Source organism: Streptomyces bugieae (assembly GCF_036352915.1).
Taxonomy (GTDB): Bacteria; Actinomycetota; Actinomycetes; order Streptomycetales; family Streptomycetaceae; genus Streptomyces; species Streptomyces endophytica.
Genome location: NZ_JAZBJP010000028.1, coordinates 60,014 through 83,946, shown reverse-complemented (window position 1 = coordinate 83,946; position 23,933 = coordinate 60,014). Strand labels below are relative to the sequence as shown.

The 23,933-nt window shown below is 71.1% G+C and carries 20 protein-coding genes; 10 read left to right on the top strand and 10 right to left on the bottom strand.

The annotated features are described in order from the left end of the window. Positions 1 to 125 precede the first annotated feature (125 nt). A complete protein-coding gene (locus V2J85_RS30750) occupies positions 126 to 2,171 on the bottom strand; it encodes a thioredoxin domain-containing protein (RefSeq protein WP_330823399.1) in 2,046 nt (681 codons plus the stop codon). Positions 2,172 to 2,316: 145 nt separating this feature from the next. On the opposite strand from V2J85_RS30750, the gene V2J85_RS30745 reads away from it, so the two are divergent. Beyond that, entirely contained in the window at positions 2,317 to 5,640 is a 3,324-nt protein-coding gene (locus V2J85_RS30745; protein WP_330823398.1) for a tetratricopeptide repeat protein, read from the top strand. Between the two features lie 208 nt (positions 5,641 to 5,848). Here the strand turns inward: V2J85_RS30745 and V2J85_RS30740 are convergent, their stop codons facing one another. Together V2J85_RS30740 and mca are read right to left on the bottom strand one after the other, a co-directional pair. Continuing rightward, positions 5,849 to 6,100: an RAMP4 family protein gene (locus V2J85_RS30740; protein WP_261955964.1), complete on the bottom strand. Its 252-nt coding sequence runs from the start codon at positions 6,098 to 6,100 to the stop codon at positions 5,849 to 5,851. A 4-nt stretch (positions 6,101 to 6,104) separates the two neighbouring features. Continuing rightward, positions 6,105 to 6,977 carry a mycothiol conjugate amidase Mca gene (mca, locus tag V2J85_RS30735; RefSeq protein ID WP_261955965.1) on the bottom strand — a complete coding sequence of 291 codons (873 nt, stop codon included), beginning with the start codon at positions 6,975 to 6,977 and terminating at the stop codon, positions 6,105 to 6,107. A 137-nt stretch (positions 6,978 to 7,114) separates the two neighbouring features. On the opposite strand from mca, the gene V2J85_RS30730 reads away from it, so the two are divergent. Next, positions 7,115 to 7,528 carry a DUF4307 domain-containing protein gene (locus tag V2J85_RS30730; RefSeq protein WP_330823397.1) on the top strand — a complete coding sequence of 138 codons (414 nt, stop codon included), beginning with the start codon at positions 7,115 to 7,117 and terminating at the stop codon, positions 7,526 to 7,528. Positions 7,529 to 7,840: 312 nt separating this feature from the next. Next, complete coding sequence (gene greA / locus V2J85_RS30725) at positions 7,841 to 8,338, top strand: transcription elongation factor GreA (RefSeq protein ID WP_030414702.1); 498 nt, start codon at positions 7,841 to 7,843, stop codon at positions 8,336 to 8,338. A gap of 131 nt (positions 8,339 to 8,469) precedes the next feature. Here the strand turns inward: greA and V2J85_RS30720 are convergent, their stop codons facing one another. From V2J85_RS30720 to ilvA, 3 genes are all read right to left on the bottom strand, one after another. After that, on the bottom strand, positions 8,470 to 9,366 hold the full coding sequence (locus V2J85_RS30720) for an ABC transporter permease (protein ID WP_261955967.1): 897 nt from the start codon (positions 9,364 to 9,366) through the stop codon (positions 8,470 to 8,472). Continuing rightward, positions 9,363 to 10,430: an ATP-binding cassette domain-containing protein gene (locus tag V2J85_RS30715; protein ID WP_261955968.1), complete on the bottom strand. Its 1,068-nt coding sequence runs from the start codon at positions 10,428 to 10,430 to the stop codon at positions 9,363 to 9,365. The genes V2J85_RS30720 and V2J85_RS30715 overlap by 4 nt, the downstream gene beginning before the upstream one ends. Before the next feature lie 305 nt (positions 10,431 to 10,735). Next, positions 10,736 to 12,040 (bottom strand): threonine ammonia-lyase, encoded by a 1,305-nt coding sequence (gene ilvA / locus V2J85_RS30710; protein WP_410011276.1) that lies wholly within the window; start codon positions 12,038 to 12,040, stop codon positions 10,736 to 10,738. A 164-nt stretch (positions 12,041 to 12,204) separates the two neighbouring features. Here ilvA and V2J85_RS30705 point away from each other — a divergent pair, with 164 nt between their 5' ends. The 3 genes from V2J85_RS30705 (at position 12,205) to V2J85_RS30695 (ending at position 13,662) form a co-directional block, all read left to right on the top strand. After that, entirely contained in the window at positions 12,205 to 12,705 is a 501-nt protein-coding gene (locus tag V2J85_RS30705) for a MarR family winged helix-turn-helix transcriptional regulator (RefSeq protein WP_261955969.1), read from the top strand. A gap of 202 nt (positions 12,706 to 12,907) precedes the next feature. After that, the gene (locus V2J85_RS30700) at positions 12,908 to 13,381 is read left to right on the top strand and encodes a sigma factor-like helix-turn-helix DNA-binding protein (RefSeq protein WP_261955970.1); all 474 of its coding nucleotides are present in this window, start codon (positions 12,908 to 12,910) and stop codon (positions 13,379 to 13,381) included. Continuing rightward, positions 13,378 to 13,662 carry a hypothetical protein gene (locus tag V2J85_RS30695; protein ID WP_261955971.1) on the top strand — a complete coding sequence of 95 codons (285 nt, stop codon included), beginning with the start codon at positions 13,378 to 13,380 and terminating at the stop codon, positions 13,660 to 13,662. The genes V2J85_RS30700 and V2J85_RS30695 overlap by 4 nt, the downstream gene beginning before the upstream one ends. A gap of 48 nt (positions 13,663 to 13,710) precedes the next feature. Here V2J85_RS30695 and V2J85_RS30690 read toward each other — a convergent pair whose 3' ends face one another. After that, positions 13,711 to 14,871, bottom strand: coding sequence for a cystathionine gamma-synthase (locus V2J85_RS30690; protein WP_261955972.1), 1,161 nt, complete (start codon positions 14,869 to 14,871; stop codon positions 13,711 to 13,713). 226 nt (positions 14,872 to 15,097) lie between these two features. Between V2J85_RS30690 and V2J85_RS30685 the strand changes: the two genes are divergently transcribed. Both V2J85_RS30685 and msrA read left to right on the top strand, forming a co-directional pair. Then, the gene (locus V2J85_RS30685; RefSeq protein ID WP_261955973.1) at positions 15,098 to 16,228 is read left to right on the top strand and encodes a hypothetical protein; all 1,131 of its coding nucleotides are present in this window, start codon (positions 15,098 to 15,100) and stop codon (positions 16,226 to 16,228) included. Between the two features lie 313 nt (positions 16,229 to 16,541). Next, entirely contained in the window at positions 16,542 to 17,222 is a 681-nt protein-coding gene (gene msrA / locus V2J85_RS30680; protein WP_330823395.1) for a peptide-methionine (S)-S-oxide reductase MsrA, read from the top strand. 335 nt (positions 17,223 to 17,557) lie between these two features. Here msrA and V2J85_RS30675 read toward each other — a convergent pair whose 3' ends face one another. Together V2J85_RS30675 and V2J85_RS30670 are read right to left on the bottom strand one after the other, a co-directional pair. Beyond that, positions 17,558 to 18,874 carry a VanZ family protein gene (locus V2J85_RS30675; RefSeq protein ID WP_330823394.1) on the bottom strand — a complete coding sequence of 439 codons (1,317 nt, stop codon included), beginning with the start codon at positions 18,872 to 18,874 and terminating at the stop codon, positions 17,558 to 17,560. Between the two features lie 1,032 nt (positions 18,875 to 19,906). Further along, positions 19,907 to 20,560 carry a DinB family protein gene (locus V2J85_RS30670; protein ID WP_330823392.1) on the bottom strand — a complete coding sequence of 218 codons (654 nt, stop codon included), beginning with the start codon at positions 20,558 to 20,560 and terminating at the stop codon, positions 19,907 to 19,909. Positions 20,561 to 20,808: 248 nt separating this feature from the next. Between V2J85_RS30670 and mgt the strand changes: the two genes are divergently transcribed. Beyond that, positions 20,809 to 22,020, top strand: a complete 1,212-nt coding sequence (gene mgt / locus V2J85_RS30665) for a macrolide-inactivating glycosyltransferase (RefSeq protein WP_261955977.1) — start codon at positions 20,809 to 20,811, stop codon at positions 22,018 to 22,020. 45 nt (positions 22,021 to 22,065) lie between these two features. On the opposite strand, the gene V2J85_RS30660 is transcribed toward mgt, so the two are convergent. Continuing rightward, positions 22,066 to 22,905 carry a helix-turn-helix transcriptional regulator gene (locus V2J85_RS30660; protein WP_330823390.1) on the bottom strand — a complete coding sequence of 280 codons (840 nt, stop codon included), beginning with the start codon at positions 22,903 to 22,905 and terminating at the stop codon, positions 22,066 to 22,068. Positions 22,906 to 23,145: 240 nt separating this feature from the next. Here V2J85_RS30660 and V2J85_RS30655 point away from each other — a divergent pair, with 240 nt between their 5' ends. After that, on the top strand, positions 23,146 to 23,883 hold the full coding sequence (locus V2J85_RS30655; protein WP_330823417.1) for an SDR family oxidoreductase: 738 nt from the start codon (positions 23,146 to 23,148) through the stop codon (positions 23,881 to 23,883). Positions 23,884 to 23,933: the final 50 nt, after the last annotated feature.

The window sequence follows — 23,933 nt, the reverse complement described above, 5'->3', positions numbered from 1 at the left end:
CTAAAACTTGACGCGCACGTCAAGGTCAAACCGGTCATTGGTCCTAGGACTTGGGACGGTGTTCCCGGGGCGTGCGCCGAACGGCCGGGCCCGGGGCCGCCCCCGGGAGGCCCCGGCCCCTGCCGTCACCCCCGGAGGCGCTCCGCCAGCTCCTCCGGGTCCGTCGTGGGCCGCTCGCAGGTGAAGTGGCGGCACACGTAGGCGGCGGGTGCGCCGTCGACGAGCGGGCGGTCCTTGAGGAGCGGCATCGCGTCGGCCTCCTCGGTACCGGGGGTGCCCAGTGCGACGACCGCGCCCGGTGCCGTGCCGAGCAGCGCGGCGCGGTGCAGGGCGGCGGTGGCCGGATCTCCCTGCGGGCCCACGACCGCGATCTCCCGCGGCCCGTCCAGCGCCGCCTCGGCGACCGCGAGCCCCCAGCCGATGAAGCGCGGGGCCCGGCCACCGAGCGCCGTGACGATGCCCAGGGCGCGTTCCGCCGCGCTCCGGTGGAGGTCGCTGCCGGTCAGCGCCCCGTACGACAGGAGCGCACCGGCCGCCGCGGTCCACCCGGAAGGCGACGCGTTGTCGGTGGGGTCCTGGGGGCGGCGGATCAGCGACTCGGCGTCGGCGGCGGTGTCGTAGAGCGCGCCGTCCTCGGTGGTGAACTGGAGCAGCACGGTGTCCAGCAGGAAGCCCGCGAAGTCCACCCAGACGCCTTCGCCGGTGACCGAGGCGAGGGCGAGGAAGCCCTCGGCGACATCGGCGTAGTCCTCCAGGACCCCGGAGTTGCCGCCGGGCACCCCGTCGCGGGAGGTGCGGTGCAGCCGGGCATGCCAGTCCATGTGGACGCGGACCAGCAGGTCGGCGGCGTCGGTGGCGGCCTGGACGAGATCGGGGCGGTCGAAGTAGGCGCCGGTCTCGGCGAGCGCGGCGATGGCCAGGCCGTTCCAGGCGGCGACGACCTTGTCGTCCCGGCCGGGGCGCGGCCGCTGCTCGCGCGCCGCCAGCAGCCGCTGCTTGACGGAGGCCACCCGCGCGGCGTCGACCGGCCCGTCCGTGTCGGGGAGTTGGAGCACCGAGGCGCCCTCCTCGAAGGTGCCCTCCTCGGTGACGCCGAAGTACGTGGCGGCGAACTCCGCGTCCTTCTCCCCCAGTACGGCGCGCAGTTGCTCCGGCGTCCATACGTAGTAGGCGCCCTCGACGTGCCGGCCCGTGCCGTCGTCGCTGTCCGCGTCCAGGGCCGAGGCGAAGCCGCCCTGGTCGGTGCGGAGTTCGCGGACCATGAAGTCGGCGGTCTCCACGGCGATCCGACGGGCCAGGTCCGAGCCGGTGGTCCGCCACAGGTGCGCGTAGGTCCGGCACAGCAGGGCGTTGTCGTAGAGCATCTTCTCGAAGTGCGGCACGGTCCAGGTGGCGTCCACCGCGTAGCGCGCGAAGCCGCCGCCGAGCTGGTCGTAGATGCCGCCGCGGGCCATCGCCGCGCCGGTCGCCTGCACCATCTCCAGGGCCGCCGCCGAACCGGTGCGGGCGTGGTGGCGCAGCAGGAACTCCAGCACCATGGACGGCGGGAACTTGGGCGCTCCGCCGAATCCGCCGCGCACCGCGTCGAAGTCGCGGGTCAGGCCCATCAGGGCGGTGTGCAGCTCCTCGGGCCGGGGCGGTCGCCGGTCGGCGGGCAGCGACTCGGTCAGCGAACGGCCGGCCAGGTCGGCCACGATCCGCCCGGCGACCTCGCCGACCTCGTCCCGGCGGTCGGACCAGGCGGCCCGCACCCCTTCGAGGATCTGCCCGAACGACGGCATGCCGTGCCGCGGCTCGGGCGGGAAGTACGTACCGAAGTAGAACGGCTCGGCGTCGGGGGTGAGGAAGACGGTCATGGGCCAGCCGCCCTGGCCGGTGGCGGCCTGCACGGCCTCCATGTACACCGCGTCCACGTCCGGCCGCTCCTCGCGGTCGACTTTGACCGCGACGAAGTGCTCGTTGAGCAGCGCGGCGGTGTCCGCGTCCTCGAAGCTCTCGTGGGCCATGACGTGGCACCAGTGGCAGGAGCTGTAGCCGACGCTCAGCAGCACCGGTACACCGCGCCGGCGGGCCTCGTCGAACGCCTCGGCGGACCACGGCCACCAGTCGACGGGGTTGTCGGCGTGCTGGAGCAGATACGGGGAAGTCTCATGGGCCAGGCGGTTCGGCATGGCTCCATCCTCTCCCACCGAGGCCCGCCGTGACGGGAGCGAAGGGAGTTATCCACAGGCCTGCCGGAATCCGCGCGGAGGCGGAACACTGTGCGTACGGCGAAGATCGACGCCGGAGACTGCGGTAACTGCGGAGGGGGACGTCATGCCGGTCTCACTGGCTGCGCTGCGCGAGGACCATCGCGCGGACGCGGAGGCCCTGTTGACCAGGGCCGTCGAGGAGGAGGTGCGCCGCTCGGGCGGGCGGCTGGACGGGGCGGCGCTGCTCGGCAGAGCGCGGGCGGCGCTGGACGGGCTGGCGGACAGCGCCGCCGAGGAGTACACCGCCTATGTCCGGGCGCTGGACGAGGCGGCCGCCGGCCGGCCGTCGCTGGGGCGGCGGCTGGCGCCGAAGGAGCTGGGCACGCCCGCGGTCGCGACCGGCGTCGCGGCGGTGGCGGCGTTCGGCACGGACCTCGCGTACGGCTCGGGCGGGGGCGCGGCGCTGGGGGTCGGGGCCGCGGTGCTGGTGGCGGGTGCGGCGGCGACGGTCGTGAAGCTGACCGCGGGCCACTGGCCGGCCGCGCACCGTGAGGCGGGGCGGCGGGGGCAGCCCGGCGGTGCGGAGCAGCTGCGGCTGCAGTGGCTGACGGCGCTGGAGGTGCGGGGCATCCGGCCGTTCCTGGACCAGCAGCGGATGCTGACGGCGGCGGCCCGGAGCGGCGGCGCCAAGGACGGCGCGACGACCACGAAGACCACCCGGGGGCCGCAGCTGCGCGGCGCCGACCGGAGCGCGGCGGCCCGGCAGCGGTCCGTGCTGGAGCACTCCTTCTCCCAACTTCCGCAGGCCGACGGCCCGTTCGCCGGACGACGGGCCGAGCTGGCCCGGATCGCGCAGTGGGTGCAGGCGGCCCGCGCGTCCACGGAGACCCGGCCGACGGTGGTGGTGCTGCACGGCGAGCCGGGATCGGGGCGTACGGCGCTGGCGGTGCGGGCCACCCATCAGCTGCGCGACCAGTTCCGCGGCGCCTGTGTGGTGGATCTGCGCGGCGACACCCCGGGCGAGGTGCCGCTGCCGACCCGGGACGCGCTGCTGCATCTGCTCAACCGACTCGGCGCGCCGCGCGAGCAGCTGCTGTTCCGCGAGCGTCCTTCCCAGGAGCAGCACGTCAAGCGGCTCACCGAGCTGTACCACCAGCATCTGACGGGCCTGCCGGTGACGGTCCTGCTGGACGACGCCGCGGACCCGGAGCAGGTGCGCACGCTGGTGCCCGAGCGGTCCGACAGCCTGGTGCTGGTGACGTCCCGGGAGCCGTTGAAGCTTCCCGAGGACCTGGAGGCGTGGGTGCACCACCTGCCGGTGGGGCCGCTGGACGCCGCGGGCACCGAGGAGCTGCTGCGCGCCGCCGCGGCGGCCGGCGAGGGGACCGCGGGCGGTGCGGGCGCGCGGGAGTCCCGGCCCCGGCCGGCAAACGCCCCGGCGGAGCCGTACGACGCCCGGGCGCTCGACGAGATCTCCGGGCTGTGCGGGGGCCTGCCGCTGGCGCTGCGGGTGGCGGGTTCCTCGCTCGGCGCGCGCACCCCCGCCGAGCTGGCCACCGCCCTGGCGGCCGGTCCCCCGGCCCCGCCGGTGGAGCGGGCGCTGGCGCTGGGCTACGCCGACCGCCCCGAGCCGGCCCGGCGGCTGCTGCGCCGGCTGGCGCTGGTGGGCCGGGCCAGCCTGGGGGCGGCGGCCGCCGCGGCGCTGCTCGGCGTCGAGACCGCCGAGGCCGAACGGCAGCTGTCGGCCCTGGCCCGGGCCGGCCTCATCGAGCACGTCCGCGGCGAGCGCTACCGCCTGCACTCCCTGGTGCACGCCTTCGCGCACGCCCGGCTGGTGGACGAGGAGGAGCCCGGTGAGCGCGGCGCCGCCCAGGAGCGGCTGATCCGCGGCTATGCGGAGCTCGCCGACTCGGTCATCCGGCTGGTCGACGGCCGTACCTCGACCCGCGCCGACCGCTTCGGTTCGCACGGCTTCACGTCCCTGGACGCGGCCCTGCAGTGGCTGGACGACGAGTCCAGCTTCATCACGGCCGCGCTGCGCCACGCCGATCAGGACGTCGACCAGGCCGCGGTCTCGCACCTGCTGGGCGCGCTGGCCGACTACTGCCTGCTGCGCGGTGACCTCTACCGCCTCGGGGAGCTGAGCGAGCTCACCCGGGCCGTCGGCCAGGGGCTGCTGGTCCGCTCGGTGCAGTGGCGTACGGGTGTGGCGGCCCGGCAGCTCGGCGAGCTGGACAAGGCGCGGACGACCCTGTCGTCGGTGGTGGATCTCTACTTCGAGGCACAGCATCCGGCGGGCGCCGCACGGGCGTTGCGCGATCTGGGCATCACCCTCCAGCAGCAGGGCAACCTCCAGGAGGCCGCGGTCAAGCTCCGGGAGGCGCTGGAGCTGCAGTCCGGCCCGGACATGCACGGCGACCGCGCCTGGACGCTGCACGCCCTGGCGGCCGTGGAGCGGGACCGGGCGCAGCTCGCCGAGGCCCTCGCCATGCTGCGGGAATCCCTGGAGCTGCACGAGGAGAGCGAGAGCGTGCACGGCCAGGCGTGGGCGCACTTCCAGCTCGGCCAGGTGTATCTGCGGACGGGCGAGGTGCCGCGGGCCGAGCAGGCGCTGCACGCGGCGCTGGAGCTGTACGGCCGTACCCAGGACGAGCGCGGCGCGGCCTGGGCGATGACCCAGCTGGCCCGGGCCCGGCTGGTGGCCGGCGAGCCGGGGCCGGCGGCCGACCAGCTGCGGCAGGCGCTGCCGCTGCACCACCAGCACGAGGACGCCCGTGGTGAGGCGTGGACGATGTACTACCTCGGGCAGGCGCTGGAGGAGCGCGGCGAACGGGACGCGGCACTGCGGCAGTTGGAGCGCTCGCGGACGATGTTCAGCCGCATGCAGGACGGCTACGGCCTGGCCTGCGCCCGGCACCACTCCGGGCGGGTCACCCGCGATCTACGGGCCGAGCAGACCGGTTCGCTGCGCAACAGCGGCTTCGCCCGGCAGCTGCTGCAGGACGCCCGCAAGGACTTCGCGCGGATCGGGGTGCCGCACGGTGAGGCGTGGTCCTGCCTGGAGCTGGTGATCATCGACGCCGGTAACGGGCGGGCGGCCCAGGCGCTGGAGCTGGCCGACGAGGCGGCCGGGACGTTCGCCGGCTACGGCGACCGACGCGGCGAGGACTGGGCGCGCTTCCTGCGCTGCACGCTGCTGCCGTTCGCCTCGGCGGGCGGTTCCGTGGTGGGCGCGGCCGTCGCGCAGGAAGAGCTGGACCGGCTCATACGGGACAAGCACCCGACCCGCGACGCGAAGCTGGAGGACTGCGCGGAGGCCTTCGCCATCCTGCTGGAGCGCGGCGTGGAGCCGGAAACGGGCTGGCAGGCATGGCGGCTCGGCATGGTCCCGGACCGCCACGCCCGCGAGGTCATGGGCGTCCTGACCGGCCCGTCGGTCGGGGACTGACGGGCCCGCCGGGAACGGCCACCGGCGGCCCCGGCTTCCGGTGTCGCCGGCGCGCGAGCAACCACCGGCCACGGCCCACGGCCGTGCCGGAGCAGCTCGTGACGACACGCAACGGCTCGCCGGCCGCTCGGGCCGGCGAGCCGCCGGGGCGGTCAGCCGGTCGCTGCCAGGAGACCGGCCGTCGACCGCACCCGGTCTTCGGCCGTCCTCAGCCGGTCTTCGGCTTCGCGGCGGCCGGGGCGGCGGAGGCGGTGGTGCCCGCCTCGCCCTCCTCCGGCTGCTCCTCGAAGTTGACCTTCTTCATCTGCTTGTTCATGGACTTCATCAGCAGCCACACGGCGCCGCCGATGACCGCGAAGACGATGAAGCCGAGGACGCCGGGGGTCACCTTGTCCTTGTCGAAGCTGTCGGCAAGGGTGACGAAGTGCGTCAGGGCGAGGGTGCTGGTCGCGCTCATCATGGGGTCAATTGTTGCGGATGCCCGCGAAGAGGTCGTCCTCGGGGAGGGAAGTGTCCACGAGCGACTTCGCGAGCTCGTACTCCTCCGTCGGCCAGACCTCGCGCTGGATGTCCATCGGCACCCGGAACCACCCGCCGTCGGGGTCGATCTGGGTGGCGTGCGCGATCAGCGCCTTGTCGCGGATCTCGAAGAACTCGTCGCACGGGATGTAGGTGGTCAGCGTGCGCTCGCGGCGCTCGAACTGCTTCCAGCGCTCCAGCCACTCGCCGTACGGCGACTCCATGCCGCGGGCCAGCAGCGCCTCGTGCAGCGCGATGGTGCGCGGCTTGTTGAAGCCCTGGTTGTAGTAGAGCTTCTGCGGCTGCCAGGGCTCACCGGCCTCCGGGTACTTCTCCGGGTCGCCGGCCGCCTCGAAGGCCACCATCGTGATCTTGTGCGTCATGATGTGGTCCGGGTGCGGGTAGCCGCCGTTCTCGTCGTAGGTCGTGATGACCTGCGGCTTGAACTCCCGGATCAGCTTGACCAGCCGCCCGGCCGCCTCGTCGACGTCCTGCAGGGCGAAGCAGCCCTCGGGGAGCGGCGGCAGCGGATCGCCCTCGGGCAGCCCGGAGTCGACGAAGCCCAGCCACTCCTGCTTGACGCCGAGGATCTCCCGGGCCTCGTCCATCTCCTTCCTGCGCACCTCGTGGATGTGCTCCTCGATGTACGGGTCCCCCTGGAGCTTGGGGTTGAGGATGGAGCCTCGCTCACCGCCTGTGCAGGTGGCGACCAGCACGTCCACCCCCTCGGACACGTACTTGGCCATGGTGGCCGCACCCTTGCTCGACTCGTCGTCGGGGTGGGCGTGCACCGCCATCAAACGCAGCTGCTCAGTCAAGACTCGATCCTCAGTTAAGGGCCGGAGAAGATGCCTCCTATAGTGACCGAAGCGAGGGGGCGCTGTATTCCCTGGGGCGGGGACCCCCCGGGGGTTCCCGAGCCGGCTCCAGGTCCCCGTACCAGGAGGATGGATCGATGGCCGCGGTGCGCGAAGGGCTCCCCGACGGACGCTACGGCCGCTCCGCGGACCAGCGCGCGGACCGCAAGCTCAAGATCATCGGAGCGGTGCTCGGCGCCGGGCTCCTGGGCGTGGTCGGCTGGGCCGGCGTGTCGTACATCTCCGGACAGGACCTCAGCGGCCGGGTGATCACCTGGGACGCGGTGTCCGACCACGCCGTCAAGGTCCATCTGGAGGTCGTCAAGGGCGCCGGCGACAAGGGCGTGTGCACCCTGCGCTCGCAGGCGGCGGACGGTTCCGAGGTCGGCCGCAAGGACGTCACCGTCGACCAGCGCGCGAGCCAGGTCGACACCGAGGTCACGCTACGGACGACGAAGCGCGCGACCAACGCGGTGCTGGTCGGCTGCACGTCCGCATCCTCGTCCTCGTAGAGTCGTCGCGCGTCGTAGACCCGGGATCCCTGCCCGTCCAGGGGCGGGCCGAGGTACGCGCGGGGTGCATCCGTACCGCCGCAGCTACCCTCCGCCACCGTCCGCCCCTCGGGTGCCTCGCGCGCCGTACTCCGGCATGGCGTGTCGTGACCGCCTCTGATCAGCGATGATGCGTTCCTGTGCGGTCACTGTGAATTTCCTCTTCCCCGTTTTGTGCCGGAATTGTTAGGCTCGTGGTTTCGCCCACCCGTGAAGGCGCAAACCTTCCTGGTAGGGCGTTTGATTTATCCCCAGTACCGACGAGGAGCACCTGTGACCCAGACCAGCGAGAACGTCACCTGGCTGACCCAGGAGGCGTATGACCAGCTCAAGGCCGAGCTGGAGTACCTGTCTGGTCCCGCACGCGCCGAGATCACCGAGAAGATCCAGGCGGCCCGCGAGGAAGGTGACCTGAAGGAGAACGCCGGGTACCACGCGGCCAAGGAAGAGCAGGGCAAGCAGGAGCTTCGGGTCCGGCAGCTCACCCAGCTGCTGCAGTCCGCGAAGGTCGGCGAGGCCCCCGCCGCCAACGGCGTCGTCGCTCCCGGCATGGTCGTCACCATCGCGTTCGACGGGGACCCGGACGACACGCTGTCGTTCCTCCTGGCCTCGCGGGAGTACGCGAGCTCGGACATCGAGACCTACTCCCCGCAGTCCCCGCTGGGCACGGGCGTGAACGGCAAGAAGATCGGCGCCGATGCGGAGTACGAGCTCCCCAACGGCAAGAAGGCCAGCGTGAAGATCCTCGACGCCAAGCCGTACACCGGCTGAGCCGCGGGACGCCCGCAGACACACGCGAAGCGGCCCGGAGCCTCGTGCTCCGGGCCGCTTCGCGTGTGTACGGCCTGCCCCGCGTGGGGAGCCCTCCCGGGCCCCTGCCCCCCCGGGACCGCCGACTCCGCTCAGGCGGTCGCCGAGCGGTACTTGCGGACCGCCAGCGTCCGGAACACCGCGATGATCAGGATCGACCAGATCACCGAGGCCAGCACCGGGTGCTCCATCGGCCAGGCGCCGGTGACCGACTTGGGCACCCGGTCGATCGTGTTGCCGAACAGCTCGCGGGCCGCGGCCACCGTCGCACTGAACGGGTTCCACTCCGCGACGTGCTGGAGGAACGCCGGCATGCCGTCGACCGGCACGAACGCGTTGGAGATGAAGGTCAGCGGGAAGAGCCAGATCAGCCCGCCGGAGGTGGCCGCCTCGGGCGTGCGCACCGAGAGGCCGATCAGCGCGCCGATCCAGGAGAAGGCGTAGCCGAGCAGGAGCAGCAGGGCGAAGCCGGCCAGGACCTCGGCGAGGTTCTCGTGGGTGCGCCAGCCGATCAGCACCGCGACGACCGCCAGCACGACCAGCGTCAGCGCGGTCTGCACGAGGTCGGCCAGGGTCCGGCCGGTGAGCACCGCGCCCCGGGACATCGGCAGCGACCGGAAGCGGTCGATGAGCCCCTTGTGCATGTCGTCGGCGATCCCCGCGCCGGCGCCCGCCGTGGCGAACGTGACGGTCTGGGCGAAGATGCCGGCCATCAGGAACTCCCGGTACGCCTGGGCGTCGCCCACCGGGGCGCCGGGGATGTTGATCGAGCCGCCGAAGACGTAGGTGAACAGCACCACGAACATGATCGGCTGGATCAGCCCGAAGATCACCACCTCGGGAATCCGCACCATCCGGATCAGGTTCCGCTTGGCCACGACCAGGGAGTCGCGCACCAGCCGGCTGAGGCCGCCGCGTGCCGGCGGGGGTCCGAGCGGCCTGCCGCCGGCGTCCCCGGTCGCCGTGCCCGCCCTACTCGCCGTGGTCATTGCACGCCCTCCTTCCGGTGCCCGGCGGCGCTCGCCGGGCGACCGTCGCCCGTGGTCCCGGTCCGTTCCGTACCGGCGTCACCGCCTCCGCCGCCACCGCCGCCGTCGCCGTCGCCGTCCGCGGACTCCGCGGCGTGCCCGGTCAGCGCGATGAAGACGTCGTCGAGGGTCGGGCGGCGCAGGCCGATGTCGTCGATCTCCACACCGCGGACGTCCAGTTCGCGGATCACCTCGGCGAGCAGCTTGGCGCCGCCGGCGACCGGGATCGTCAGCTTGCGGGTGTGCGGCTCGACCGTGCCCTCCCCCTTGGCGAAGCCGCGCAGCACCTCGTCGGCGACGGTGAGGTGCTCGGGCGCGTGCACCACGACCTCGACGCGCTCGCCGCCGGTGCGCGCCTTGAGGTGGTCGGAGGTGCCGCGGGCGATGACCTTGCCGTGGTCGACGACGCAGATGTCGTGCGCGAGGCGGTCGGCCTCCTCCAGGTACTGGGTGGTGAGCAGCAGGGTCGTGCCGCCCGCGACGAGCTCCTGGATGACGTCCCACAGCGCCTGGCGGTTGCGCGGGTCCAGGCCCGTGGTCGGCTCGTCCATGAACATCACCGGCGGGCTGACGACCAGCGCGGCCGCGAGGTCGAGGCGGCGGCGCATCCCGCCGGAGTAGGTCTTGGCGGTACGGTCCGCCGCATCGCCGAGGTGGAAGCGTTCCAGCAGCTCGGCGGCCCGACGCTTGGCGTCCCGGCCGCTCATCTGGTAGAGCTGCCCGACCATCGTCAGGTTCTCCCGACCGGTCAAGTACTCGTCCACAGCGGCGAATTGGCCCGAGAGGCCGATGGACCGGCGTACCTTGTCGGGGTGGGCGAGCACGTCGATCCCGGCAACCTCCGCCTTGCCGCGGTCGGGTCGGAGCAGGGTCGTCAGGACACGTACGGCGGTGGTCTTGCCGGCACCGTTCGGGCCGAGCATGCCGAGGACGGTTCCTTCGGGAACGTCCAGGTCGACGCCGTCCAGTGCCCGCACGTCGCCGAAGGTCTTCACCAGCCCTTCGGCGTAAATGGCGCCTGGCATATGGGTACCCCCATGGCTTGGGTGAGTTCCAGGTCGAAATATGTCGAATGTTACGTTCGGCAGCAAAAGCCCGCTTCTGGGCATTTGTCCGCAGTGGGACACCACGGCGCGCACGGCACGCCGGCATCCCGCATCCGGGATGCTACTCCGAAACGCGATACATCGCGATACAAATAACCGGATCCGGCTTCCACCCCCGACGGACTCGCGCCCGCCCCACTCCGGCCCCTCCGGACACTCGGACGCTCCAGTCCTTCCGGCCCTTCCGGTCACTCCGGCGGCTCTCGGCCCGGCAGCCCCTCCGGTCACTCCAGGACGACGTACCCCGCCTCCGCGAGTGCCGTGCGCACCTCGTCGCAGTGCTCCGGGCCCTTGGTCTCCAGATGCAGTTCCACCTCGACCTCGGTCAGCCCGAGCCGCGGATCGGTCCGTACGTGCCCCACGTCGACGATGTTCGCGTCCACCACCGTCAGCACCCCGAGCAGCGTCTCCAGCGCCCCCGGCCGGTCCGACAGCCGCAGCCGCAGCGAGAGGTAGCGGCCCCCGGCGGCCATGCCGAACCGCAGGATGCGCTGCATCAGCAGCGGATCGACGTTCCCGCCGGACAGCACCGCCACCACCGGCCCCTCGAACGACCCCGGATCGGCGAGCAGCGCCGCCACCGGGCTCGCCCCGGCCGGCTCCACCACCAGCTTCGCCCGCTCCAGACAGAGCAGCAGCGCACTGGAGAGGTCGTCCTCGCTGACCGTCCGGACCTCGTCCACCAGCCGCTCGACGATCCCGAAGGGCACGTCGCCGGGCCGGCCGACCTTGATGCCGTCCGCCATCGTCGACAGCCCCTCGATCGCCACCGGATGCCCGGCCGCCAGCGACGGCGGGTAGCAGGCCGCGCCCGCCGCCTGCACCCCGACGACCTTCACGTCCGGCCGCAGCGCCTTGACCGCCAGCGCGATCCCCGCGGCCAGCCCGCCGCCGCCGATGCCGACGACGATGGTGCGCACCTCCGGGCACTGCTCCAGGATCTCCAGCCCGACCGTGCCCTGACCGGCGATGATGTCGCGGTGGTCGAAGGGGTGGATGAAGACCGCGCCGGTCTCCCGCGCGTACTCCTCGGCGGCGGCCAGCGTCTCGTCCACCACATGGCCGTGCAGCCGCACCTCGGCACCGTATTCGCGGGTCGCCGCCACCTTCGGCAACGGGGCGCCGACCGGCATGAACACCGTGGAGCGCACGCCGAGCAGGGACGCCGCGAGGGCCACCCCCTGGGCGTGGTTACCGGCGCTCGCGGCCACCACACCGGCCGCCCGCTCCTCCGCGGAGAGCCCGGCGATCCGGACGTAGGCGCCGCGGATCTTGAACGAACCGGTGCGCTGGAGGTTCTCGCACTTGAGGTGGACGGGCGCGCCGACCAGCCCGGACAGATAGCGGCTGCCCTCCATCGCGGTGGCCCGTGCCACGCCCGAGAGCATCTTGTGCGCCTCCCGGACGTCCTCGATCGTGACCGGGATCGCGACGGGGGGCGTGACAGGGGGTAGTTCGGCGTCGGTCTGTCCGGAGTCGGGGCGGGGCTCGTGCGGCGGACGCGGCGGATGAGGCGTATGAGCAGCCATACCGCCAGTCTCGCAGTTCGACGGTGCGCGGGCCCGCCCACCCACGGGCACCAACGAGGGGGACGGAGCGTTATCGGAATGGACGGCGCAGGTACGCCGTGCGCCGGGTCCGCGTACGCTGTCCTCCCATCCATACGCACTTCCATCGAAGCGAGCTCCCGGCCATGCCCACCTCTTCGGACATGACGACCCACACCGACCCCGCTCTCCTCGACGCGCTGCAGCACCAAGTGGCCGTCTTCGCCCGCCGCGCCGAACAGAGCCGGCTCGGCGGCGTCGGGCAGGCGCGCAATTCCATGGACCGCGCCGCCTACCTGCTGCTCAACCGCCTCGACCAGGAAGGCCCGATGGGCGTCAAGGCCCTGGCCGCCGGCATGGGCATCGACTCCTCGACGGTCACCCGGCAGGTCGCCCCGCTCGTCGACTCCGGGCTCGTCAGCCGGGCCACCCACCCGGAGGACGGCCGCGCCGTGGTGCTCGAACTGTCCGAGCGCGGCCACGCCCGGCTGGACGAGGTGCGGGCCTCGCGCCGTGCGCTGATGGCGCTGGTCACGGAGAAGTGGACCGACGAGGAGCGCGAGGCGTTCACGACGCTGCTGACCCGCTTCAACGTCTCCCTCTCCGACATCACCGCGTCCCTGACGCCCACGGGGCAGGCGTCCTGACACCAGCGGCAGCTCCGGCCGGCGGCACGCCACTGCCCGGCCGGCAGCCCGCCGCGTACCGGCCGGCGACATGCCACGGCCCGGCGGCCGGTGACGCGCCCCGGCCCGGGCCCGGGTAAGTCGTCACGCCTCTTGACCGGGTGGCCGCGCTGCCGTGCTATAGGAGCCCAGGGGGTCGGGCGTCCGTCATCCGGGAGGCGCGGTGCGAGAGCGGCGGCCGGTGCAGCAGCGCCGCCACGCCCGGGAGTTCGAGTCGTTCGTGGCGGGCGCGGCCGGACGGCTGTTCCGCGCCGCCACCCTCCTGACCGGCGAGCCCGCCGCCCATCCCGCCCCGGCCGCCGAGGAATTGCTGATCCACGCGCTGGCCCGGACGTACGCCGACTGGGACCGGCTGCGCGGCGAGGACCCGTACGAGCGCACCCGCCGGGAGCTCGCCGACCGTTTCGCCCGCACCGCCCGGCGGCACCGACGGCCGCGCGGCGGGCCGCTGGACCGGCTGACCCCGCAGGAACGCCTGGTCCTCGTGCTGCGGCTGCACGAAGGGGTGGCCGAGGAGCAGACCGCGGCCCAACTCGGCCTGCCCGCCGAGCGGATACGCGCGCTGTGCCGGCACGCCGTCGCCGCGCTTCGCAGCCACCGGCCGGTGCGCCGGGTCCGCGGCGGCGGGGCGCCATGAACCTCTACCCCGAGGCCGCCGTGCCGGACCCGGGCGTACCCGACCGCAAGGAGGCCGAGGCCCGGCGGATGCTGGCCGGGCTGCCGCTGCCGCCCGTACCGCCGGACCTGGCCGCCCGGGCCCTCGCCCGCGGCCGGCGGCTGCGCGCGCACCGCCGGCTGCGGCGCCGCCTCGGCTGGCTGCTGGCGCTGCTCGCCGTGGCGGCGCTGACCTGGACCGCCGCCGCCCAGCCCTGGGTCCCGCCGCCGTCCCGCACCACCCCTCCCGTCGAGGGGTGGTGACGGGCAAGCGGCCGCACGAGGCGGCGAGCGGCGGCTATCGGCAGGGGGTCAGCCCAGCGCCTGCGCCAGGTCGGCCAGCAGGTCCTCGGCGGACTCGATGCCGACCGAGAGGCGCACGAGGTCGTTGGGGACCTCCAGCTGCGAGCCGGCCGTCGACGCGTGCGTCATCCGCCCCGGGTGCTCGATCAGCGACTCGACGCCGCCCAGCGACTCACCGAGGGTGAACAGCTGCGACCGGTTGCAGACCTCGATGGCGGCCTGCTCCCCGCCCGCGACCTGGAACGACACCATGCCGCCGAACGACCGCATCTGCTTGGCCGCGACCTCGTGCCCCGGGTGCTCGGACAGGCCCGGGTAGTAGACCCGGGTCACCTTGTTGTGGGAGGTCAGCAGCTCCGCGATCCGCTCGGCGTTGGAGCTGTGCCGGTCCATCCGTACGGCGAGGGTCTTGATGCCGCGCATCACCAGCCACGAGTCGAACGGGCCGGCGACCGCGCCCATCGCGTTCTGGTGGTAGGCGAGTTCCTCACCGAGGGTGTCGTCGTTGACGACCAGGGCGCCGCCGACCACGTCCGAGTGGCCGCCCATGTACTTGGTCGTGGAGTAGACCACCACGTCCGCGCCGAGGGCGAGCGGCTGCTGGAGGTAGGGGCTGGCGAAGGTGTTGTCGACGACGAGCCGGACCCCGGCGTCCCGCGAGACGGCGGCCAGCGCCTCGATGTCGCTGATGCCGAGCAGCGGGTTGCTGGGCGTCTCCACCCAGATCAGCTTCGTACGGGGGCGCAGGGCCTCGCGCACCGCCCGCGGGTCGGAGGTGTCGGCCACCGACCACTCCACGCCCCACCGCTCGACGACCTTGGAGATCAGCCGGAACGTTCCGCCATAGGCGTCGTTGGGGATGATGATGTGGTCACCGGGGACCAGCAGGGTGCGCAGCAGGGTGTCCTCGGCCGCGAGGCCGGAGGCGAAGGCGAGCCCGCGGCGTCCGCCGTCGAGCGCGGCGAGGTTCTCCTCCAGGGCGGTACGGGTCGGGTTGGCGCTGCGGCTGTATTCGTAACCGCCGCGCAGCCCGCCCACACCGTCCTGCTTGTAAGTGGATACCTGGTAGATGGGCGGAACCACCGCGCCGGTCGTCGGGTCGGGTTCCTGACCTGCGTGGATGGCAAGGGTTTCGAAATGCTGGTGGCGCTGTTCGCGCTGATCGCTCATGCCTGCCGAGGGTAGTCGGCCGCGCGGCCGGCGTTCCCGGAACTTTCTGGTTCGCTTGTTAGTGGATACGTACGAGGGGTCGCACACTGGTTCCCGCCACGCCCCCTCCGCCCCGCCCGACGCCCCCGAACCGCCGCCGCCACAGCCACAGCCACAGCCACAGCCACAGCCACAGCCACCATCACCCGTTGTTCACCACAGGCACAGGACACAGGACACACACCCCATGGACGCTCTGCTGGTTCTCCTCGCCGCGCTCGCGCTGGGCGGCCTCGTCTTCCTGCCCTGGATGCGCCGCCGGCGGGCCGGTCGGCAAACCCGGCAGGGGCTCGCGGTGGCCTCCGACCCGATGGCGGGCTACGGCTTCGTCCCGCTGGAGGAGCTCGACGTACGGCTGCCCGGCCCGGACCGGGAGCTGGAGGACGCGCTGGACGCGGTCCGGCGTACGCACGACTGGCGCCCGGCGGCCGAGCTGCTGAAGTCCACCGGTGACGACTGGGAGCGCCGCTGGCAGCGGGTGCAGACGCTGGCCGGCGCGGCCGCGTTCGAGCTGGCCGCGGGCGGGCCGGCGCAGGAGGGCGGGCGACGGACCGGCGGCATCTGGCTGCGCACCTGGCGCTCGGAGGCGCCGAAGGACCCCGGCGGCGCCGAGACGCACGCCCAGTTCCTCGTCGTCCAGGCGCTGCGGGACCCCGGCTCGCAGGACTTCCGGATGATCCTGGAGGAGGCCCGTACGGTCTGCCGGGAGGCCGGCCTGCTGGCACCGGGCAGCCCGATCCCGTACATCATCGAGCTGGCCGTGGCCCGCGGCCTGCACGACCGGCCCGCCGACTACGAGGAGCTGTGGTCCGAGGCCGCCCGGCGCGCCCCGCACCACATGGGCGCCCACCTCGCGGCGCTCCCCTACTGGTCCCAGAAGTGGCACGGCTCCCGCACGGAGGCCGAGGCGTTCGCCGAACGCTCCGCGGCCGGCGCACCCACCGGCTCCCTCCTCCCGGCCCTCCCGCTCTTCGCGGTCTACGAGCACCTGCCCGAGGCCAACATGGTCCGCAGCCTGTACCAGAGCGCGGTCGTCGAGCGCGCCATCGAGGGCGCCCACTTCGCCCTCCGCGAGGCCCCGGCCGACCACCCCATGGCCCCGCACGTCCGGCACCTGCTCGTCTGGTTCCTGGTACGCGCCGAGCGCTACGCCGAGGCCATGGAGCAGCTGCGCCTGGTCGACGGCCACGTGGGCGCCGTGCCGTGGTCGTACGGCCGCAGCCCGGCCGCCGAGTACGCCGCCTACCGCGCCCTGGCCATCGCCGGCTGGGAACAACTGGGCGGCACATCGACCGGCTTCCCCCAGGACCGCCCGTAGACGCAACGGGGCGGCCCTGGGGAGGCCCGTCAACGCGACCGCGAGCCGTCCCGCACACCCGCGACCGCATCCCCGAGGCGTCCCGCACACCCGCGACCGCACCCGCGAGGCACCGACACGGCCGCGAACGCGAGACGGCCCGCCCCGCCCAGGATCACGACCGGGCGGCACCCTGCACACACTCCGGACACCCCGCACACCCCGGAATGCGACCGCGCCCGCCGACGTTGACGCAAGGGCCGACCACGAACCGCTCCCTCCCGAACCGCTCCCTCCCGAACTGGCACCTCCCGCCCTCCCTGGAGCCGCTCCCATGCTCTTCTCCCGCTTCAAGAACCAGCTCCCGACCCCCGAGGAAGCACTCGGGGGCCGCCCCGAGCCGGCCTTCGCCGTCCCCGAGCGGCACACCGTCCTCGGCAACCCGCTCCTGGGCCCGTACCCGGAGGGCCTGGAGATCGCCGACTTCGGCCTGGGCTGCTTCTGGGGCGCCGAGCGGAAGTTCTGGCAGACCGAGGGCGTCTGGACCACCCTCGTCGGCTACCAGGGCGGCCACACCCCGAACCCCACCTACGAAGAGGTCTGCAGCGGCCACACCGGCCACACCGAGGCCGTCCGCGTCGTCTACGACCCGGCAGTGGTCCCCTACACGTCCCTCCTGAAGCTCTTCTGGGAGTCCCACGACCCCACCCAGGGCTTCCGCCAGGGCAACGACGTCGGCACCCAGTACCGCTCCGCCATCTACACCCACTCCCCCGCCCAACAACAGGCCGCCGAAGCCTCCCGCGACGCCTACCGCACCGTCCTCCACAACTCCGGCTACACCGACATCACCACCGAAATCCTCCCCGCCGACACCACCCGCCCCTTCTACCCGGCGGAGGCGTACCACCAGCAGTACTTGGACAAGAACCCGGGCGGGTACTGCGGGATCGGGGGGACGGGCGTGAGCTGCCCGGTGGGTGTGGCTCCGGCTCCGGAGTCAACGGACAACTAGCTTGGGGGCCTGCTCAATCGGCGGTAGGCGGGGGTAGCCACCAACGTCGCCGGTCGACCTGTATGCACGTTGCTCGTGGCTGCGCGTGAGGGGACCCTGGACCCCGAGGCGTACGTCAGCGCGAAGAGCATCAGCCTGGACCCACCCACCCCCGATGGCGTGGGCGAGAAGATCCCCGCATCGGCTGCTGTGAGTACGAACTTGTCCTGCATACGTGCCCCGGCCTCCTTCCAAGGCCGGGGCACAGGTTTTGCCGACCTGGCGCACCTCTGCGCGTGGGCTGGGGGTAGGCGCCCTGGTGCAGGACAACCGCTCGTCGCGCGGTGTACTGAGTCCTAGTTTGGATGCTGTTCCTTCATTTCCACAGCACCAGATGATGCATTGATGTGGACGATCGCGCTCGATTCCTTGCAGGTGACCTTGATGCGCCACACAGCATGCCAATCAGATCCCTTTTTGACTGCGAGCAATTCTCCCACTTCAGCCTTTTGACATCCGGGAGTAGAGCTCTTCGCGAGCTGAAGCGCCTTTCCTTTACTGATTCGGGAAGGGGGAATAGCGACATCCGGCGCTTCGCGCGTCGAAAGTTGAGAAACATGTCCCGTTCGATCTATCTGGACATCAAGCCGCATAGGCATGAGAACGGAATCGCGGTACCTGCGCCAGCTAACGAGCCAGCCCAGGGAAGCATTTTGGCCGACTGGAGAAATCTCTGTCTTGCTACCTCGGACGGCCCACGGAAAGTGGAGCTCGGCATAGGTGACAGCTACCTTTTTAGCTTGCGTAGAATTCTCAACATGAGTCGGCGCTCCGGGCACCGGAAAGCCTGCAGGCTCTCCATCGTCCGACATGTCCAGGCTGGCCGTGATTTCATTTCCTTCGGGCCAATTGATTTGAACGAACCCGACTGGAAGGCTAGCCATTACAGTGCCTCGGTCGGAATCGGGAGATGATGAGAACTGTACGTTGCCAACCGTGTAGTGATCGCCGAACGCTTGACGGACGGCTTTAGCAACCGCGTCCCGTTGGTCGCCGGCCGCTGACCCCACCGCCTCGGTCGCCCTCACGGAATGCGGCTGGATAGAGGTAGCCCAGACCGCACCAATAATCGCCGAGAAAGTCACACACGTGATCACTGCCGGCGAACGACCCAGTCGCCAGGGAGTCAAGTCGCTTCGCCGAACACGTACGAGAAGAAATGCAATAACTGCACCAAGGAGGCTGCCAGCTGAATTGGACACCAAGTCGCTGGTGTCGCAGGCTCTTCCGATGGCTGGCAGAGCACCTTGTGCGGTCTCGATTACAACCGAAAGAGCGACACCGCATGCGACAGCGGGGATCACCTTTCGGGTTACAAATGCCCCCATAAACCCCACGGGTGTGAACATCAGGCAGTTCAACAGGCCCTGTTCCGTGTTGAAGGGTTCGAGCAGCTTGAGATTCACGACGCACGTGCCTGACCCCTGGGTGCCTCCCGTGGTCCATAGCGTCAAAAAGAGCACGCTCGCCACCGAAGTGCACCAAAGAGCGAAGGAGACCGGGCGGTCGGTCCTCTTCTTTGCAACGAGAAGAACTACGATAAAGAAGGTCACAGAAATGATGCTTGTGACGATTACGAATGCCGTATGGCCTTTGAAAACAGCTTCAAGCATGGGCGGCCCCCTGGGGTCATTTTCTCAATGCGCAACGCCCCCTCGCGGTTTCTCCGCAAGGGGGCGCGACAGCCATCGCGGTGCAGTCCGCGAAAGAAGCATTCGGCTGGCTACTTCTGCACAGGAATGGCCTCTAGCTGGCGTCGTTTAAGTCAGCAATTCCTTGTGGGAGGGGTCTGGAAGGTGCTTCCACCCGAGTAAAGAAGGCCAACATTAGGGCTACAAGATGCAGAAGGAGACCACTGCGCCGAGGCTATCAGCGAAGTGCTGCACGTCTTTGTCCCACTCCAGTGGTTAGAGCCGCTGCGGAGGTATCCGACCTTACAGGAAACGGACGAACCTCCCGTCTTGTCGTACGAGACGTCTATGTAGGTACCCTTGGAAGTCGAGTTCATGAGCAGAACGCCGTTGCTGAGTTCCGAGCAAACGTCATGGTCCGTGATGTACCCGTCATGCGGGCAGTCGTAATGCGCGGCTGCTGCCTTCACCATCCCCGGCTTCGCATCCGCGGCACTTGCACTGGCGGCGGTCACGAATGGCATAAGAGTGGCAACTGAAGCAATAGCAGTGGCTGCGCGAAGGCGCGAGTTCACAATTCCCCCTATGACTTACACAACCTTTACAACGAGGAAGATCGTAACACGAGTTTGATCTTGGTCGGGAAGTGGTTTTTCGGCCACCCGTCACCTCGTTCCCTTTTAAACTAAATTGCCCAACACTGCCGAGGACGGTCGACGCCCAACTGGCGGACGGGCGTTTCTTAATATCCCCCACGGGCCGGAGAGGTGGTGAACGGGCCGCGATGCCGTGTGGGGAACCTCGCCTCCTGCAGTCCAGGCAGTGGCGGCATTGCGTCACTTGGTTGCCTGGCTGGGTGCGTCACGTCGCCAGTGCGTGCGACGACTGCGCGATGCCCTCGTCTGAGCCTTCGGCAAGTCGGTACGGTCGTCGTGTCCGGCGCACGTGGGTTGGCTTCGCAGGCGGGCGGACCTCTCCGTGTCGCAAGCGACTGGAGACACCCTCAATTACCAGTCAGCTGCTGCCACGTGGTGCGCCGTACCAACGCCAGTCCGTGCGGCGCGGGCGATCGGGAGTATCGAGGCGGCCGGTGGCCCACAGCAGGGTTGACCACGGGGTGCCGGTGAGGGGTACGTCAGGGAAGAGGCGTGCGAGAGCTCGCTCGCTCAAGTCCTGCGGGGGCTCGTACGCGCGGTGCAGGCCCTGAGCGATGTCGTGGGTGTGGACGAGGGTCTCGGCGACGCCCATCGCCGCGAATCCCTCCGGGTCGGAGGCGCCGAAGACATGCGGGGCCAAGGTCGTGGGAGCCGCGGTGTCGACGGCGGCTGCGAGCAGGCCGCCGCAGGCCGTCACCACGGTCAGGAGTCCCTCGGGTCCCGCGTCCTCGTCGCCGAAGATGACATTGGCCGGCCCGTCGGGTCGGTCACGGGAGATGCGCAGTGGCACGCGTGGTACGTCCATCGGCTGCGCGAGGCCGAACCGCAGTGCGTAGGTGAGCAGATCGTCCGCGAGGTGTTCCAGGGTCTCCCAGCATGTCCACTCCAGGCTGCCGGCCCTGACCTGCCATTGGGCCGCGGGGACGCCGGTGAGGGTATCGACGCAGTGGGCGACGGCTCGGCGCACATGGCTCCCGCTCACCAGCACTTGCGGTTCGACGGACGGTGGCATGCGGGAAGCCTACAAGGCCGGGCTGACAGCGCCCCAGGATCCCGGCTCTCTGACGTGACGGGGGCTGGGGCTGTGACTGGGGCTGTGACTGGGACTGCGACTGGCGCTGCGACGAGGAGTGCGACCTGCGCAAGTCGGGTGTGCCGGCGGCTCGTTGGCCGGTTCGGCACTGGGGCAGCGAAAGCGAAAGGGAAAGGGAAAGAGAAAAGAAGATGGACGAGACGGTTCGTCTCGTTTAGCGTGGGGGGATGACGAACCAAAAGCACGGCAAGTGCGCTCATATCGCCATGTTCTCCATCGCCGCCTACGGGCATGTGAACCCGAGCCTCGAAGTGATCCGGGAGCTCGTCGCCCGAGGGCACCGCGTCACGTACGCGATTCCTCCTCGCTTAAAGGAGGTGGTCGCCGAGACGGGTGCCGAACCGGTCCCGTACCGCACGACCCTGCCGTCGCCCGACAGCGACCCATCGGCGTGGGGGACCACGCTCCTCGACAACGTCGAGCCGTTCCTGGACGACGCGATCCAGGCGCTGCCGCAACTCATCGAGGCGTATCGAGGCGACGAGCCGGACCTCGTGCTGCATGACATCACCTCGTATCCGGCGCGCGTCCTCGCTCACCGCTGGGGCGTGCCCGCGATCTCCCTCTCGCCGAACCTCGTCGCGTGGGAGGGGTACGAGGAGGAGGTCGCCGAGCCGATGTGGGCGGAGGCCAGGGCGACCGAGCGCGGCAGGGCGTACTACGAGAAGTTCACCAACTGGCTCGCGGGGAACGGGATCACGCAGCATCCCGACCCGTTCGTCGGTCGCCCCGGCCGGTCGATCGTGCTCATCCCCAAGGCGCTGCAGCCGCACGCCGACCGGGTCGACGAGAACGTCCACTCCTTCGTCGGCGCCTGCCAGGGCGACCGTACGGCGCAGGGCGACTGGGAGCGGCCCGCGGACGCCGAGCGGGTGCTGCTCGTCTCGCTCGGCTCGTCCTTCACCAAGCAGCCCGATTTCTACCGCGAGTGCGTCAAGGCGTTCGGCGGCCTGCCGGGCTGGCACGTCGTGCTCCAGGTGGGAAAGCACGTCACCGCCGACGAGCTCGGGGAGCTCCCCGGGAACGTCGAGGTGCACCACTGGGTACCGCAGTTGGCGATCCTGAAGAAGGCCGACGCCTTCATCACGCACGCCGGCGCAGGAGGCAGCCAGGAGGGCCTGGCCACCGCCACACCGATGGTGGCGGTCCCGCAGGCCGTCGACCAGTTCGGCAACGCGGACCTGCTCCAGGGACTCGGCGTGGCCCGCCACCTCCCGATGGACCAGGCGGACGCCGCCACCCTCCGCGCGGCGGTGCTCGCGCTCGTCGCCGATCCGGAGGTGGGACGCCGCCTCGCGGCCGTACAGCGGGAGATGGCCACCGAGGGCGGCACCCGGCGAGCGGCTGACCTCATCGAGGCCGAATTGCCCGCCGGGTAAGGGCACCAGCAGTAGGTGGAGCAGCGGTTCGCCCCGGCACGGTCGCTATGACGGTGGCGGTGCCTGATCGCTCGCCGGGCTGCCGTCGAAATAGATCACGAGGGTGTGCTCCGGCTGTTCTGCCAGGTGGAAGGCGGTGTAGCGGTAGTCGAGCGGTCCGCGGGTGGGGTGGCGGAGGCGTTTGTGGCCGCTGTGGCGGAGTTGTAGCTCGTAGTGGGGCCACCAGGTGCGGGCTTCCGGGCTTCGCTCGTGCAGCTCGTCTATCAGGTGGGTGTAGCGCGGGTCGTCGGGGTGGTGGGTGGAGAGGGTGCGGAGGCGGGCGAGGAGGGCACGGGCCTCGGGTTCCCAGTCGACCAGGACCTCGCGGGCCGCGGGTTCGAGGAAGACCCAACGGACCAGGTTGGGCGGGCGGTTGGCCTCGGCGGTGGGGTGCGGGGAGAAGAGGTGGGGGAAGAGCTGGGCGGCGGCCTGGTTGTGGCTGAGCACGTCGTAGTTGCCGGCGATGAGGTACGCCGGGTGCGGCTGCAGGAGGAGGGGGACGGCTGCCGCCTCGGCGGTGAGGGGTTCGGGGTGCCCGGCCTCGGGGGCGGGGGTGTGGCCGGCGAGGTGGAAGAGGTGGTCGCGCTCGTGCCGGTCGAGCCGCAGTGCCGCGGCGAGGGCGTTCAGCACCTGCTCGGAGGCGCGGATCTCGCGGCCTTGCTCCAGGTACGTGTACCAGGTGGCGCTGATACCGGCGAGCAGGGCGAGTTCTTCCCGGCGGAGTCCCGGGGTTCGGCGGCGGCCGGTCCGTGGCAGGCCGACATCGTCCGGGGTGAGGCGCTCCCGGCGGGTGCGCAGGAACGTGCCGAGTTGGCGACGTAGCGGGTCCGGCTGCTGCTTCGGCATGGGTGTGGCACCTCTCGGTTACGGGTGCCTCTCGATTGCGGGCGCCTCTCGGTTGCGGGTCCCTCTCGGTTGCGAGGTGCCTCTCGGTTACCGGCACCTGCCCCTCGTGCAGCGCTTCTCGCCCTCGCATGGCACCGCTGGTTCCAGAATAAGTGCGTTCTGGATACCAGGGTGAGCGCCTTTCAGACTGACGTGGTGGCCGGGCAACGGGCCCGGTCCCGTACGGCAGGGGAGGAGACCATGTCCGGTATCGAGGGGAAAGTCGTGGCGATCACGGGGGCCAGCAGCGGCATCGGGGAGGCGACCGCGTTGCTGCTTGCCGAGCGGGGGGCGCGGCTCGTGTTGGGGGCGCGTCGGTCGGAGCGGCTGGCGGAGCTCGTGGGTCGGATCGCGGCGGCGGGGGGCGTGGCCGTGCGGATCCGTACCGACGTGACCCGGCGGGAGGATCTGAAGGCCCTGGTCGCGCTGGCAGTTGAGCGCTTCGGGCGGCTCGACGTACTCGTCGGCAACGCCGGGGTCGGGACGATCTCGCCGCTCGACGATCTGCGGGTCGAGGAGTGGGATCACATGGTCGATGTGAATGTGAAGGGGGTGCTGCACGGGATCGGCGCCGCGCTCCCGGTCTTCCGGGCACAGGGCAGCGGGCACTTCGTCACCACCGCCTCCACGGCTGCGTTTCGCGTCGTGCCGGCCATGGCGGTCTACGCCGGTACCAAGTTCGCGGTCCGGGCGATCTGTGAGGGGCTGCGCCAGGAAGCAGGCGGGGCGCTGCGGGTGACCACCGTCTCCCCCGGCCCCATCGCGACCGACTTCGCCGAGGCGTCGACCAACAGCCGGGTACGGGCCGAGATCACGGCGATGCGGGACCGTCTCGCCATCCCGCCCGACGCGATCGCCCGGGCCATCGCGTTCGCCATCGAGCAGCCCGCGGAGGTCGACGTGAACGAGGTCGTGGTGCGGCCCACCGCGCAGGGCTAGCGTCCGTGGAGGGGCTCGGGGACGTGTGCGTGGGACCAACTCGCGGCTGC

What these genes read in the sequence shown, in the direction of transcription:
- V2J85_RS30750 (WP_330823399.1), bottom strand. Translation starts at nt 2,171, where the DNA reads ATGCCGAACCGCCTGGCCCATGAGACTTCCCCGTATCTGCTCCAGCAC.
- V2J85_RS30745 (WP_330823398.1), top strand. Translation starts at nt 2,317, where the DNA reads ATGCCGGTCTCACTGGCTGCGCTGCGCGAGGACCATCGCGCGGACGCG.
- V2J85_RS30740 (WP_261955964.1), bottom strand. Translation starts at nt 6,100, where the DNA reads ATGATGAGCGCGACCAGCACCCTCGCCCTGACGCACTTCGTCACCCTT.
- V2J85_RS30730 (WP_330823397.1), top strand. Translation starts at nt 7,115, where the DNA reads ATGGCCGCGGTGCGCGAAGGGCTCCCCGACGGACGCTACGGCCGCTCC.
- V2J85_RS30720 (WP_261955967.1), bottom strand. Translation starts at nt 9,366, where the DNA reads ATGACCACGGCGAGTAGGGCGGGCACGGCGACCGGGGACGCCGGCGGC.
- V2J85_RS30715 (WP_261955968.1), bottom strand. Translation starts at nt 10,430, where the DNA reads ATGCCAGGCGCCATTTACGCCGAAGGGCTGGTGAAGACCTTCGGCGAC.
- ilvA (WP_410011276.1), bottom strand. Translation starts at nt 12,040, where the DNA reads ATGGCTGCTCATACGCCTCATCCGCCGCGTCCGCCGCACGAGCCCCGC.
- V2J85_RS30705 (WP_261955969.1), top strand. Translation starts at nt 12,205, where the DNA reads ATGCCCACCTCTTCGGACATGACGACCCACACCGACCCCGCTCTCCTC.
- V2J85_RS30695 (WP_261955971.1), top strand. Translation starts at nt 13,378, where the DNA reads ATGAACCTCTACCCCGAGGCCGCCGTGCCGGACCCGGGCGTACCCGAC.
- V2J85_RS30690 (WP_261955972.1), bottom strand. Translation starts at nt 14,871, where the DNA reads ATGAGCGATCAGCGCGAACAGCGCCACCAGCATTTCGAAACCCTTGCC.
- V2J85_RS30685 (WP_261955973.1), top strand. Translation starts at nt 15,098, where the DNA reads ATGGACGCTCTGCTGGTTCTCCTCGCCGCGCTCGCGCTGGGCGGCCTC.
- msrA (WP_330823395.1), top strand. Translation starts at nt 16,542, where the DNA reads ATGCTCTTCTCCCGCTTCAAGAACCAGCTCCCGACCCCCGAGGAAGCA.
- V2J85_RS30675 (WP_330823394.1), bottom strand. Translation starts at nt 18,874, where the DNA reads ATGCTTGAAGCTGTTTTCAAAGGCCATACGGCATTCGTAATCGTCACA.
- V2J85_RS30670 (WP_330823392.1), bottom strand. Translation starts at nt 20,560, where the DNA reads ATGCCACCGTCCGTCGAACCGCAAGTGCTGGTGAGCGGGAGCCATGTG.
- mgt (WP_261955977.1), top strand. Translation starts at nt 20,809, where the DNA reads ATGACGAACCAAAAGCACGGCAAGTGCGCTCATATCGCCATGTTCTCC.
- V2J85_RS30660 (WP_330823390.1), bottom strand. Translation starts at nt 22,905, where the DNA reads ATGCCGAAGCAGCAGCCGGACCCGCTACGTCGCCAACTCGGCACGTTC.
- V2J85_RS30655 (WP_330823417.1), top strand. Translation starts at nt 23,146, where the DNA reads ATGTCCGGTATCGAGGGGAAAGTCGTGGCGATCACGGGGGCCAGCAGC.